This is a genomic window from uncultured Planktomarina sp. (assembly GCA_943788425.1).
Lineage (GTDB): Bacteria > Pseudomonadota > Alphaproteobacteria > Rhodobacterales > Rhodobacteraceae > Planktomarina.
The window spans coordinates 391,193-404,491 of the sequence record CALSQF010000006.1; the positions used below are offsets into that span (position 1 = coordinate 391,193).

General features: G+C 52.3%; 8 protein-coding genes, 2 tRNA genes and 3 rRNA genes. 12 read left to right on the forward strand and 1 reads right to left on the reverse strand.

Features of this window, described 5'->3' with window-relative positions; all coding sequences use genetic code 11:
- Window positions 1–25 precede the first annotated feature (25 nt).
- From clpB to ABLW18_RS07645, 3 genes are all read left to right on the forward strand, one after another.
- Window positions 26–2,635, forward strand: a complete 2,610-nt coding sequence (gene clpB / locus ABLW18_RS07635) for an ATP-dependent chaperone ClpB (RefSeq protein ID WP_347824228.1) — start codon at window positions 26–28, stop codon at window positions 2,633–2,635.
- 64 nt (window positions 2,636–2,699) lie between these two features.
- Complete coding sequence (locus ABLW18_RS07640) at window positions 2,700–2,936, forward strand: hypothetical protein (protein ID WP_347824229.1); 237 nt, start codon at window positions 2,700–2,702, stop codon at window positions 2,934–2,936.
- Window positions 2,937–2,964: 28 nt separating this feature from the next.
- Entirely contained in the window at window positions 2,965–3,369 is a 405-nt protein-coding gene (locus ABLW18_RS07645; protein ID WP_347824230.1) for an HAD-IA family hydrolase, read from the forward strand.
- On the opposite strand, the gene ABLW18_RS07650 is transcribed toward ABLW18_RS07645, so the two are convergent.
- On the reverse strand, window positions 3,346–4,101 hold the full coding sequence (locus ABLW18_RS07650; RefSeq protein ID WP_347824231.1) for an SDR family NAD(P)-dependent oxidoreductase: 756 nt from the start codon (window positions 4,099–4,101) through the stop codon (window positions 3,346–3,348). The genes ABLW18_RS07645 and ABLW18_RS07650 overlap by 24 nt on opposite strands.
- A gap of 149 nt (window positions 4,102–4,250) precedes the next feature.
- Here ABLW18_RS07650 and msrP point away from each other — a divergent pair, with 149 nt between their 5' ends.
- From msrP to ABLW18_RS07695, 9 genes are all read left to right on the forward strand, one after another.
- Window positions 4,251–5,153, forward strand: a complete 903-nt coding sequence (gene msrP, locus ABLW18_RS07655) for a protein-methionine-sulfoxide reductase catalytic subunit MsrP (RefSeq protein ID WP_347824232.1) — start codon at window positions 4,251–4,253, stop codon at window positions 5,151–5,153.
- Between the two features lie 84 nt (window positions 5,154–5,237).
- Window positions 5,238–5,873 (forward strand): protein-methionine-sulfoxide reductase heme-binding subunit MsrQ, encoded by a 636-nt coding sequence (gene msrQ, locus ABLW18_RS07660; RefSeq protein WP_347824233.1) that lies wholly within the window; start codon window positions 5,238–5,240, stop codon window positions 5,871–5,873.
- Window positions 5,874–6,464: 591 nt separating this feature from the next.
- Window positions 6,465–7,929 (forward strand): 16S ribosomal RNA (locus ABLW18_RS07665).
- Between the two features lie 248 nt (window positions 7,930–8,177).
- Window positions 8,178–8,254: transfer RNA gene (locus ABLW18_RS07670), tRNA-Ile, on the forward strand.
- Window positions 8,255–8,271: 17 nt separating this feature from the next.
- Window positions 8,272–8,347 (forward strand) — tRNA-Ala (locus tag ABLW18_RS07675).
- A gap of 439 nt (window positions 8,348–8,786) precedes the next feature.
- A 23S ribosomal RNA gene (locus ABLW18_RS07680) occupies window positions 8,787–11,735 on the forward strand.
- A gap of 122 nt (window positions 11,736–11,857) precedes the next feature.
- Window positions 11,858–11,972 (forward strand): 5S ribosomal RNA (gene rrf / locus ABLW18_RS07685).
- Together the 16S, 23S and 5S rRNA genes with 2 tRNA genes alongside form the textbook arrangement of a ribosomal RNA operon.
- Before the next feature lie 122 nt (window positions 11,973–12,094).
- Window positions 12,095–12,406, forward strand: a complete 312-nt coding sequence (locus ABLW18_RS07690; protein WP_347824234.1) for an ETC complex I subunit — start codon at window positions 12,095–12,097, stop codon at window positions 12,404–12,406.
- A 176-nt stretch (window positions 12,407–12,582) separates the two neighbouring features.
- Window positions 12,583–13,122 carry a hypothetical protein gene (locus tag ABLW18_RS07695; protein WP_347824235.1) on the forward strand — a complete coding sequence of 180 codons (540 nt, stop codon included), beginning with the start codon at window positions 12,583–12,585 and terminating at the stop codon, window positions 13,120–13,122.
- Window positions 13,123–13,299: the final 177 nt, after the last annotated feature.

Below are 13,299 nucleotides of genomic sequence, written 5' to 3' on the forward strand. Positions count from 1 at the left end.
GCGACGCTTATGAAGGAGAGAGACGATGAATTTAGACAAATTCACCGAACGGTCGCGTGGTTTCATCCAATCGGCCCAAACTATTGCACAAAGAGACGATCATGCGCGCCTAGGGCCGGAGCATTTGCTCAAAGCGCTCTTGGAAGACAAAGAGGGGTTGGCGAGCAACTTGATCGCGCGATCTGGCGGTGCACCCTCGCGGGTGTGCGAACATTTGGACCTCACGCTGTCCAAAATTGCCAAGGTCACGGGCAATGCGCAGGTCTATGTCGACAGCGCAACTGGCAAAGTTTTAACGGAGGCGGAAAAACTGGCGCAAAAGGCGGGCGACAGTTTCGTGCCCGTAGAGCGCATTTTGATGGCGCTTTGCATGGTGAAATCCAAAGCGAAGGAGGCACTCGACGCCGGTGCAGTCACCGCTCAAAAGCTCAATGGCGCAATTGAAGACATCCGCCGGGGTCGCACGGCAGATTCGGCCAGCGCTGAAGACAGCTATGAGGCGCTCAAGAAATATGCCCAGGATTTGACCGCACGGGCGCGAGAGGGGAAGATTGACCCGATCATTGGCCGGGATGAAGAAATCCGCCGCGCCATGCAGGTGCTATCGCGGCGCACCAAGAATAATCCCGTGTTAATCGGTGAGCCGGGCGTCGGGAAAACGGCGATTGCCGAGGGCATGGCGTTGCGCATTGTCAACGGTGACGTGCCCGAAAGCCTGCGCAATAAGCGGCTTTTGGCGCTGGATATGGGCGCCTTGATTGCTGGGGCGAAGTATCGTGGCGAATTTGAAGAACGTCTCAAGGCGGTTTTGAATGAGGTGATATCTGCGGCGGGCGAAATCCTATTGTTTATCGATGAGATGCACACGTTGGTGGGCGCGGGCAAAAGTGAGGGTGCGATGGATGCGGCTAATTTGATAAAACCGGCCTTGGCTCGCGGTGAATTACACTGTATCGGCGCGACCACGCTGGATGAATATCGCAAATATGTTGAAAAAGATGCCGCCCTTGCCCGGCGCTTTCAACCGCTGCAGGTCGAAGAGCCGAGCGTGACCGACACCATCTCGATCCTGCGCGGGATCAAGGAAAAATACGAGCTGCACCACGGTGTGCGCATCGCCGATGCGGCGCTTGTGGCGGCTGCAACCCTTTCAAACCGCTACATTACGGATCGTTTTTTGCCCGATAAAGCAATCGACCTCGTGGATGAGGCGGCCAGCCGGTTGCGGATGCAAGTGGATAGCAAACCAGAAGAGCTGGACGCATTGGACCGCGATATCTTGCAAAAACAAATCGAGGTTGAGGCGCTTAAGCTGGAAGATGATGCTGGATCAAAAACTCGGCTTGCTGCCTTGGAGAAATCTTTGGCTGATCTGCAAGAGCGGTCCAGCGAGCTGAATGCTCAATGGCAAGCAGAGCGGGATAAATTGGCCTCAGCGCGTGAAATCAAAGAGCAGCTAGACCGGGCTCGCGCCGATCTGGATATCGCCAAACGTGAGGGCAATCTCGGCAAAGCTGGCGAGCTGTCTTACGGGGTGATCCCTGGGTTGGAAAAAAGCCTGGCTGAGGCGGAAGCATCGGACAGTCATATGGTTGAGGAGGCCGTGCGTCCGGATCAAATCGCCGGTGTGGTCGAGCGCTGGACGGGGATTCCGACCTCAAGGATGCTGGAGGGCGAGCGTGATAAATTGCTGCGCATGGAGGACGACCTGCATGCGCGGGTGATTGGCCAATCGGCCGCGGTCAAAGCCGTGTCCAATGCGGTGCGCCGGGCGCGGGCCGGGCTCAATGACGAAAGTCGGCCTTTGGGGAGCTTTCTCTTTTTGGGTCCAACGGGCGTGGGCAAGACAGAATTGACAAAGGCTGTGGCGGATTTCCTGTTTGATGATGTCTCTGCAATGGTTCGGATTGATATGTCGGAATTCATGGAAAAACACAGTGTCTCGCGATTGATTGGCGCGCCTCCTGGCTATGTTGGCTATGATGAAGGGGGCGTTTTGACAGAAGCTGTGCGCCGCCGTCCGTATCAAGTGGTTTTGTTTGATGAAGTTGAGAAGGCGCATCCGGATGTGTTCAATATTCTATTGCAGGTTTTGGACGATGGTGTGCTCACCGACAGCCAGGGACGGACCGTGGACTTCAAACAGACTTTGATCGTACTGACCTCGAACCTTGGGGCGCAGGTGTTGAGTGAATTGCCAGATGGAATGGACTCGTCGGAGGCGCGGCGCGACGTGATGGACGCTGTGCGGGGGCATTTCCGTCCCGAGTTTCTCAACCGTTTGGACGAGACCATCATTTTCGATCGTCTGAACAGGCAGGATATGGATGGCATTGTAGACATCCAATTGGCACGTTTGCAGAGCCGTCTGGCGCCGCGGCAAATCTGCTTAGAACTGGATGCCTTCGCCAAAACTTGGTTGGCTGATGAGGGTTATGATCCGGTTTTCGGCGCGCGTCCGTTGAAGCGGGTTATGCAATCGGCGTTGCAAAACCAATTGGCTGAGATGCTTTTGGCTGGTGAAGTGGTAGATGGTGACATCGTGCCTGTGACGGCCGGCAGTGAGGGCTTGCTTGTTGGGGGCCGGGTGAGCGGTTCTACCCGACTGCCGCCGAAAGATGCGGTCGTGCATTAAACTTGCGAACACCGGGGCCCCCGCGCAACTGTGCGGGGGCGATTTATTGTAAAAGGAACATTGTATGTGTCAGCTTGACTGCGTGCCGAAGTTGGTAATTTTTGATTGTGACGGTGTGGTGGTGGACAGCGAGCCTCTGACATTGCAATTGATCCGTGATGATCTGGCCGCAAGAGGCTTGCCGCTTGATCTGACAAAAACCACCGATCTTTTCATGGGGGGCACGATTGCTGGAGCCGGCGCGCAAGCGCGGGAGATGGGCGCGGATATTCCAGAAGATTGGGCTCGATCTAATCTATGATAAAGTATTTGCTGCTTTGGCGCGCAAGGTGGAGCCTATCCCGGGCATTGGGGCGGTGTTGGACCGTTTGGATCGTCAGGGGATTCCCTATGCGATTGGCTCAAACGGACCGCATCGCAAGATGGAAATCACCTTGGCGCGCTGCGGCTTGGCGGCGCGCTTTGCCGGGCGGACCTATTCGCGCGAGGATGTTGCCGCGCCCAAACCAGCCCCGGATGTCTATCTTTTGGCTGCCAGCCAAGCTGGGGTGGCGCCGCAAGATTGCGTGGTGATTGAAGACAGCGCCACCGGGGCTCAGGCCGCTGTAGCTGCGGGCATGGCTGTTTTCGGGTTTGCGCGCGAGACTCCGCGCGCAAAATTTGAAGGTCTCACAGAGTTGCTATTTGACGACATGGCGCAGCTGCCGGCGTTACTTGGTTTGCCCACGGAGTGACGGCAGGCCAATACCTGTGCTTTCAAACCCCCCATCGACAGAGATATTTTGCCCCGTCACAAAGCTGGCTTGATCGGAGCATAGAAAGGCGATGACCTGCCCTATTTCCGCTTCGCTGCCATAGCGCCCCAGTGGAATGGCATCGTGATAAGCATCGATAATGTCTTGGGTATGCACGGCCATGGCCAGCTTGGTGCGCACCGGACCGGGAGCCACAGAATTGACTCGGATTCCATATTCGCCAAGCTCTGCGGCATATTGCTGTGTCATATGAATGATTGCAGCTTTGGACGTTCCATAGGCCACCCGCAGGGTTGAGGCCCGCAAACCTGAAATTGAGGCAATATTGACCACTGCGCCGCGGCTGGCCTTTAGGGCTGGCGTGGCGGCTTGGGTGCACAGAAATGCCCCGTCCAGATTGGTGTCCATCACCCGCCGCCAACGGGCGAAGGAGGTTTGCTCGAGCGGACCAAAATCTGCGACCCCGGCGTTATTGACCAAAGCATCAATCTGCCCTCGTGCGGCCAGCGTCACTGCGATCATTTTGTCCACTTGGCCTGGGTCTGAGATATCATGCACGGCTGCGGTCACAGCGTGGCGCTCAGAGGCTCGGGCCATCAATTCTTCTGCGTCTCTGTCCACCATGACCACATGCCAGCCCTGTGCGCATAGGATATCAGTGGTGGCGAGACCAATGCCGCGCGCGGCGCCGGTAATGAGTGCAGTTTTCATGTCGATCTCCTTTTGACTGACTGTGCCGCCGGGTCGCGGCAGAGGCAAGCGGTCAAAATGTTTCCGGTGCCTAGCGAAGCTGTGATGTGAGTTGTATTGGACAGAAACGGCTTTTGGGTTACCTCTTTGGCAACGGAAAGGATCTGACTATGGCACATCGCTGGACGAATACGCTGACACGCGCCGATATTACCCCGGAGCCGCTTTGGCTCAATCGCAGGCAACTCATTGCCGGTGCCTTGGGCGCGGGGGCTATGGCTTCGATCGCCAGCCCGGCTTTGGCGGAAACCTTGGAGCCTAATACTTGGGAGCATATTACCAGCTATAACAATTTTTATGAATTTGGCACCGATAAGGAAGACCCTGCCGCCAATGCCCATCGTTTGAACACCGCTGGTTGGGAGATTGAAGTGGATGGTCTGGTCGACGCGCCTGGACGCTATTCGGTGGCCTCCCTACTTGAAGGTTTAAGCGAAGAGGAGCGCATCTATCGGTTCCGCTGTGTGGAAGCATGGGCGATGGTCGTGCCTTGGAATGGGGTAGAGCTGAAAGACATACTCGATAAGGTTGGCGTGCAGTCTGGGGCAAAATATGTGGCCTTTGAGACAGCCAACCGTCCCGATGAAATGCCAGGTCTGCGCTACCCTGTGTTGGATTGGCCCTATCGTGAGGGGCTGCGGCTTGATGAGGCTCTGCATCCTTTGACTTTGATGGCGACGGGGATTTACGGCAAGCCCATCCCAAATCAAAATGGGGCACCCATCCGGTTGGTGGTGCCTTGGAAATATGGTTTCAAATCGATCAAATCCATCGTTCGGATTACCTTAACGGACCAAGAGCCCGTCACGAGCTGGAATATGGCCAATGCCCGAGAGTATGGCTTTTACAGCAATGTGAATCCAACGGTCAGCCATCCACGTTGGTCGCAAGCCACAGAACGCAGGATTGGCGGTGGCCTGTTTAATCGCCGGCAACCGACATTGATGTTCAACGGGTATGAGGCGGAAGTTGCAGATCTCTATGAGGGCATGGATCTCAAGACGTATTTTTAACCTCTTGTCCCCATGGTGCGGAGTGTTTGCGTTCACTCGCCATTTGGCTAATATGACCCCATTGAATGAAAATGGATTGTCTAAATGTTTATACAAAGCATAAATGCCGGGCTGCGCAAAATTCCAACCTGGGTGCTATACATTATTTTACCTATTCCGGGTCTCTTGGCCATTGTCGCAGGTTTGACCGATAATCTTGGACCAGAACCCATTAATGAACTGGAAGAGCAATTGGGCGAATTTGCTCTCAAACTTTTAATCGTGGGTCTCGCTGTCTCACCGCTGTTACACGTTACCCGGATCAATCTGGTGCGATTCCGCAGAGCCATCGGATTGATGGCTTTCGCTTATGTCTTGGCGCATTTCTTGGTCTGGTTCTTGCTGGATCTCCAGGCTCTCAATCAAATCTGGACTGAGATTGCCAAACGCCCCTATGTGACCGCGGGGTTCGCTGGGTTCATTGTGATGATTCCACTGGCGTTGACCTCAAATGATTGGTCGGTTCGGCGCCTTGGCCGGTTTTGGCGGGTCTTGCATCGCTTGACCTATCTGGCTGCGATTCTTGCGGGGGTGCATTTCATCATGCTGTCGAAAGGCTTTGATGTGGAAGCCCTGGCCCATATGGCCGTGATCCTGGCATTTTTGGCCCTGCGCGTGGGCAAATGGCGTCGTAGATTGCAATCTGGCCTTCAAGGACTGCGGACAAAGCTTATTGGGTGAGGAGACCTCTGCTGGAGTTTAGGTGAGTCTGTGGCTGCTGGCATATCTGAGCTGCCAAGATTCCCGCGAATTCGTGCTTTATCGGCTGCAGGCGTGGTTTGTGGCCAGGTCACTTACGGGTAGCCGTTACCAAAAAAGAAATTATCATCCTGTTTTTAAATGCAAAAAAACTTAATTCAAAAAATTAGATTTTTCTGCAAAAAAGCTCTTGCGGCTTTTGGTCAGTAACCTTAGAAGCCCTCTATCAGCAACGCAGAGACGCCGCGCTGGTCACGACTACTGATAGCAGGTGTTTTCATTTTGCGCATAATGTTTGCGTAATTTGATTATTTTTGTGTCACGTTATTTGAAATATTGGTATCTGAAGAGATATGTGGGCGGTTTGGTTCATTCGATGAACAAACAACTGCATATCGACTTACTAGGGCTACTTCTTATGAGGGTGTCCGATGATGTAAGGTCAGCTTCACTGTTTGTTAGGTTTTTGTTTCTTTTGAAACTGAAGCACAATGGACAGAAATGATGTCCCGCCTGAACAGCGGGACGATGTGCAGAGGTTCGAACGTCAAGGATATACAGGTAACTGTATTTCAACTTGAGAGTTTGATCCTGGCTCAGAACGAACGCTGGCGGCAGGCCTAATACATGCAAGTCGAGCGCGCCCTTCGGGGTGAGCGGCGGACGGGTGAGTAACGCGTGGGAATATGCCCTTCTCTAAGGAATAGCCTCTGGAAACGGAGAGTAATACCTTATACGCCCTTCGGGGGAAAGATTTATCGGAGAAGGATTAGCCCGCGTTAGATTAGGTAGTTGGTGGGGTAATGGCCTACCAAGCCTACGATCTATAGCTGGTTTGAGAGGATGATCAGCCACACTGGGACTGAGACACGGCCCAGACTCCTACGGGAGGCAGCAGTAGGGAATCTTAGACAATGGGGGCAACCCTGATCTAGCCATGCCGCGTGTGTGATGAAGGCCCTAGGGTCGTAAAGCACTTTCGCCAGAGATGATAATGACAGTATCTGGTAAAGAAACCCCGGCTAACTCCGTGCCAGCAGCCGCGGTAATACGGAGGGGGTTAGCGTTGTTCGGAATTACTGGGCGTAAAGCGCACGTAGGCGGATTAGTAAGTTAGAGGTGAAATCCCAGGGCTCAACCCTGGAACTGCCTTTAATACTGCTAGTCTTGAGTTCGAGAGAGGTAAGTGGAATTCCGAGTGTAGAGGTGAAATTCGTAGATATTCGGAGGAACACCAGTGGCGAAGGCGGCTTACTGGCTCGATACTGACGCTGAGGTGCGAAAGTGTGGGGAGCAAACAGGATTAGATACCCTGGTAGTCCACACCGTAAACGATGAATGCCAGACGTCAGCAAGTATACTTGTTGGTGTCACACCTAACGGATTAAGCATTCCGCCTGGGGAGTACGGTCGCAAGATTAAAACTCAAAGGAATTGACGGGGGCCCGCACAAGCGGTGGAGCATGTGGTTTAATTCGAAGCAACGCGCAGAACCTTACCAACCCTTGACATCCTGTGCTACTACCAGAGATGGTACGTTCCCTTCGGGGACGCAGTGACAGGTGCTGCATGGCTGTCGTCAGCTCGTGTCGTGAGATGTTCGGTTAAGTCCGGCAACGAGCGCAACCCACATCTTTAGTTGCCAGCAGGTTAAGCTGGGCACTCTAGAGAAACTGCCCGTGATAAGCGGGAGGAAGGTGTGGATGACGTCAAGTCCTCATGGCCCTTACGGGTTGGGCTACACACGTGCTACAATGGCAGTGACAATGGGTTAATCCCCAAAAGCTGTCTCAGTTCGGATTGGGGTCTGCAACTCGACCCCATGAAGTCGGAATCGCTAGTAATCGCGTAACAGCATGACGCGGTGAATACGTTCCCGGGCCTTGTACACACCGCCCGTCACACCATGGGAGTTGGTTCTACCCGACGACGCTGCGCTAACCCTTCGGGGAGGCAGGCGGCCACGGTAGGATCAGCGACTGGGGTGAAGTCGTAACAAGGTAGCCGTAGGGGAACCTGCGGCTGGATCACCTCCTTTCTAAGGATGATCTTAGCAGCAAGACTTTTGTCTTACTCGTAGATCACTTAGCATGATATGTCCTTTGCATATCAAAACATCAGTTCATCTTTTGATGGACTTGGGCCGAGCCGTCCTCATATCTCTTCAGAAATTGCAAGCCTTGAGCTTGTATAAACCGCCTGATTGGACCACCACCGGCCCTTTCGGCAGACTTGCTTTGCAAGTCACCTGTCGGGCGTTGTCGATCTTGTTATGCAAGATCCACTGGGTCGGTAGCTCAGGTGGTTAGAGCGCACGCCTGATAAGCGTGAGGTCGGAGGTTCAAGTCCTCCTCGACCCACCATAGATTCACCCTTAAAAGGGGCGTTAGCTCAGCTGGGAGAGCACCTGCTTTGCAAGCAGGGGGTCATCGGTTCGATCCCGATACGCTCCACCAAGGATTTAAGTTTGAAAGTTAAGCAACTTTAGTTGTTTTGCTGTCCAACTTGGACTTTGTTCAGTCTTCGGACTGACTTGACATCGTAAAGAGAGATACAAACATCAGAATTACTGATGCACCAAGTAAGGTGTATCGTGATGTTGTTTGGCATCGTGTAAGAGGGGTAGGAGTGATCTTATCTTTTGTCACGCTGCCTTTTATAGCAACAGTTCACAAAGTAATTTTGTTCCAAGTTAAGTACAATTATACCTGAGCAAATCCGCAAGGTTTTGCTCATCGTCGCTGCTCTATCCGGGCAGTGGCGGCACGAATGTTGCCCCCTCTTTGAACCAGCGGGGGCCCATGGGAATAATTTTGTATGACTTTTGGTTCAGAATTTAGTCATCTTCGGATGATGTTGGCAGGACATGCAAAAGGCCTGTCTTCTTCTGGATCAAATCAAGCGCGAAAAGGGCGTTTGGTGAATGCCTTGGCAGTAAGAGGCGATGAAGGACGTGATACTCTGCGATAAGTTATGGGGAGCTGAGAATAAGCTTTGATCCATAAATTTCCGAATGGGGCAACCCACTTGATTGTTTCTAGTTATCGCGTAGCGATAACCACCCCGTGCTGGACCTTGTCCGGTAAATTTTGCTCCTTTGGGATTCCGCCACTGAGCTTGGCTTGATTATATGTTGCGCGCTTATCTAGATGCAAAACCAAGTATTTATAACTTGAATACATAGGGTTATAAAAGCAAACCCGGGGAACTGAAACATCTAAGTACCCGGAGGAAAGGACATCAATTAGATACTCCCCTAGTAGCGGCGAGCGAACGGGGACCAGCCGAGCCATGAGTGTGACTAGAATGTGTTGGAAAGCACAACCAAAGTGGGTGACAGTCCCGTATAGGAAGCATGATTGGACGTATTAAGTAGGGCGGGACACGTGAAATCCTGTTCGAAGATCGGAGGACCACCTCCGAAGGCTAAGTACTCCTTACTGACCGATAGTGAACCAGTACCGTGAGGGAAAGGTGAAAAGCACCCCGACGAGGGGAGTGAAACAGTTTCTGAAACCGGACGCCTACAATCAGTTGGAGGGCCCTTGCGGCCTGACAGCGTACCTTTTGTATAATGGGTCATCGACTTAGTGTATCTAGCAAGCTTAAGCCGTTAGGTGTAGGCGCAGCGAAAGCGAGTCTTAATAGGGCGATTGAGTTAGATGCATTAGACCCGAAACCGAGTGATCTAGGCATGACCAGGTTGAAGGTTGGGTAACACCAACTGGAGGACCGAACCCACATCTGTTGAAAAAGATCGGGATGAGTTGTGCCTAGGGGTGAAAGGCCAATCAAACTCGGAGATAGCTGGTTCTCCGCGAAATCTATTTAGGTAGAGCGTCATCCGAATACCCCGGGGGGTAGAGCACTGGATGGGTAATGGGGCCCCACAGGCTTACTGATCCTAACCAAACTCCGAATACCCGGGAGTACTAGATGGCAGACACACTGCGGGTGCTAACGCCCGTAGTGAAAAGGGAAACAACCCTGACCGACAGTTAAGGCCCCTAATTCATGGCTAAGTGGGAAAGCAGGTGGGACGACCAAAACAACCAGGAAGTTGGCTTAGAAGCAGCCATCTTTTAAAGATAGCGTAACAGCTCACTGGTCTAATCAAGTTGTCCTGCGGCGAAGATGTAACGGGGCTCAAGCCATGAGCCGAAACTTCGGATGCATTTAATGCATGGTAGCGGAGCGTAGTGTGACATAGTTCCATGCGTCCTTCGTTTTATAGCGGACTGCGCGGGCTTTCGAGCCTTTGTGGTTGCGCGTAAAATACTGGACGCAAGGAGCTTTCTGTGAAGCCGGCCTGTGAGGGATCCGGTGGAGAGATCACTAGTGAGAATGATGACATGAGTAACGACAAAGGGGGTGAGAGACCCCCTCGCCGAAAATCCAAGGGTTCCTGCTTAAAGCTAATCTGAGCAGGGTAAGCCGGCCCCTAAGCCGAGGGCGAAAGCCGTAGGCGATGGGAACCAGGTTAATATTCCTGGGCCAGGAGGAAGTGACGGATCACGAAGATTGTTGGATCAGGCGTAGTTGCCCCAGCAGTTCAGTGGTTCCTGGAAATAGCCCTCCATCAGACCGTACCCTAAACCGACACAGGTGGATAGGTAGAGTATACCAAGGCGCTTGAGAGAACTATGTTGAAGGAACTCGGCAAAATACCTCCGTAAGTTCGCGAGAAGGAGGCCCGGTTTCTAGGCAACTGGAAGCTGGGGGCACAAACCAGGGGGTGGCGACTGTTTACTAAAAACACAGGGCTCTGCGAAGTCGCAAGACGACGTATAGGGTCTGACGCCTGCCCGGTGCCTGAAGGTTAAAAGGAGGGGTGAGAGCTCCGAATTGAAGCCCAGGTAAACGGCGGCCGTAACTATAACGGTCCTAAGGTAGCGAAATTCCTTGTCGGGTAAGTTCCGACCTGCACGAATGGCGTAACGACTTCCCCGCTGTCTCCAACATAGACTCAGTGAAATTGAATTGCCTGTCAAGATGCAGGCTTCCCGCGGTTAGACGGAAAGACCCCGTGCACCTTTACTACAACTTTACACTGATAACAGGCACAACATGTGCAGAATAGGTGGTAGGCTTTGAAGCAGAAACGCCAGTTTTTGTGGAGCCTCCTTTGAGATACCACCCTTGTTTTGCTTGTTATCTAACTGCGGTCCGTTATCCGGATCCAGGACCCTGTATGGTGGGTAGTTTGACTGGGGCGGTCGCCTCCTAAAGCGTAACGGAGGCGCGCGAAGGTTGGCTCAGAGCGGTCGGAAATCGCTCGTTGAGTGCAATGGCAGAAGCCAGCCTGACTGCGAGACTGACAAGTCGAGCAGAGTCGAAAGACGGCCATAGTGATCCGGTGGTCCCGAGTGGAAGGGCCATCGCTCAACGGATAAAAGGTACGCCGGGGATAACAGGCTGATGGTGCCCAAGAGTCCATATCGACGGCACCGTTTGGCACCTCGATGTCGGCTCATCTCATCCTGGGGCTGGAGCAGGTCCCAAGGGTACGGCTGTTCGCCGTTTAAAGAGGTACGTGAGCTGGGTTTAGAACGTCGTGAGACAGTTCGGTCCCTATCTGCCGTGGGTGTAGGATACTTGAGAGGAGTTGCCCCTAGTACGAGAGGACCGGGGTGAACGATCCACTGGTGGACCAGTTGTCGACTACGGCAGTGCTGGGTAGCTATGATCGGACAGGATAACCGCTGAAAGCATCTAAGCGGGAAGCCCCCCTCAAAACAAGGTATCCCTGAGGACCGAGGTAGACCACCTCGTCGATAGGCCAGAGGTGTAAGCGTGGTAACACGTTCAGCTGACTGGTACTAATGGTCCGATAGGCTTGATTTGATCCAGTAGAAGGCAGACACGCCAATACTGATCCAAAAGCCATACACAATTGCCGCATAATATACTTAACTTGGAACACCAAAGTTTGATTGCTAATAACAATCAGAATTTGTCTATCTTGGTTTGGTGATCATAGCGCCAATGAAACACCCGATCCCATCCCGAACTCGGAAGTTAAGCATGGTCGCGCCGATGGTACTGCAGCTCAAGCTGTGGGAGAGTAGGTCATCGCCAATCCTAGATAGATAAATAAATCTCTCAATGCGATAATATAAATATAAACAATCTAAGTAAACCGGTGTAGGCAAGTGCTTGCTTCGAAGCAGGAAGCTATTAAAATAGCCGCTATGGAGGACATAATGTTTGCACGTATATACCAGCCCGCTAAAACAGCTATGTCATCTGGCACTGCCAAAACAAAACTTTGGGTGCTTGAATTTGTGCAGACGGGAGCGCGCCGTATCGATCCCCTGATGGGGTGGACCTCCAGTGATGATACGCAAACGCAGATACGCCTGCAGTTTGACACGAAAGATGAGGCTGTAGCCTATGCCGAACGCCATGGTATTGAGGCCACGGTTGTTGAACCTCAAAAGCGTGCCACAAATATTCGTGCTGGCGGTTATGGAGAAAATTTCGCAACAAATCGTCGTGGTGTTTGGACCCATTAGGCTGCCATCTTACGACGTTAAGGAAACTGCCTCCGTCGCCTTGGTGCCGGAGCTAAAAACCTGGAACTGAATTAAATATAAATATTAAAACTTCATTTATTTTGACCTTTACAGGTGAGATCTCATTTGGTTTCAAAAATTTGGGTTAGGTGGGCAGTCGAGATTAGGAATTCACTATGGATTCGCCCAGTCATGTATATTTTGGTTGTTCAGAGCCATCTGATATTCGTTGTGACCGTACCATTTCTCACGCATCGTCACAGTCGGTTGCCACCGAGTTAAGCTCACTTATGCTTTGGGTTTGTGACCTGCCCCACCAGGTCTTTGCAAAAGATTGTCCTTTCTATGAAGTTGAGGCGATGTCCTTGATCCACGGCCAGATTGCGCGATTGGCTTGGCGCAGCATCATGGCTGCTAGTCGAGGGAAGGTGTTGACGCTCTACGCGCGTCGTTCTGTTCATTTTGTTTGGGCCCCACTCATGTTCTCTGCTGGAACACTGGAAGGTATAGGTTTGTTCTATGGCGTATCTTACGACTGCAATCAACGCAGAGTTTCCTTCCCAGTTTATCGATCCAAGACGGATGGGTTGTTCTCATCTAGTTATGGTGCTTTGCGAATTTGGAGAAATGCCTCTGGGGGTGCCAGTGAACCTGACGCGGAGCAAGATTACATATTGTTGCGCGGATACCGCAACCCTGCTGCGCTAGCAATCTGATACGAGTTCTCATTCGACTGAAAACTTCCAATAGTGGCATCCTTTTAACAGGCTATTGGCAGCTACTTATTTTAATGTGACACAAATTTATAGACAGAACGAGATTAAAAGTTAAGCTGGACCAAGTGCCTTGGATGTAAAGGGCCTTTTGAGGATGTTGTCTGATATGTGAACCAT

Bases quoted from the DNA above. Each gene is read 5' to 3' on its own strand.
- clpB (WP_347824228.1), top strand. From the start codon at position 26: ATGAATTTAGACAAATTCACCGAACGGTCGCGTGGTTTCATCCAATCG.
- ABLW18_RS07640 (WP_347824229.1), top strand. From the start codon at position 2,700: ATGTGTCAGCTTGACTGCGTGCCGAAGTTGGTAATTTTTGATTGTGAC.
- ABLW18_RS07650 (WP_347824231.1), bottom strand. From the start codon at position 4,101: ATGAAAACTGCACTCATTACCGGCGCCGCGCGCGGCATTGGTCTCGCC.
- msrP (WP_347824232.1), top strand. From the start codon at position 4,251: ATGGCACATCGCTGGACGAATACGCTGACACGCGCCGATATTACCCCG.
- msrQ (WP_347824233.1), top strand. From the start codon at position 5,238: ATGTTTATACAAAGCATAAATGCCGGGCTGCGCAAAATTCCAACCTGG.
- ABLW18_RS07690 (WP_347824234.1), top strand. From the start codon at position 12,095: ATGTTTGCACGTATATACCAGCCCGCTAAAACAGCTATGTCATCTGGC.
- ABLW18_RS07695 (WP_347824235.1), top strand. From the start codon at position 12,583: ATGGATTCGCCCAGTCATGTATATTTTGGTTGTTCAGAGCCATCTGAT.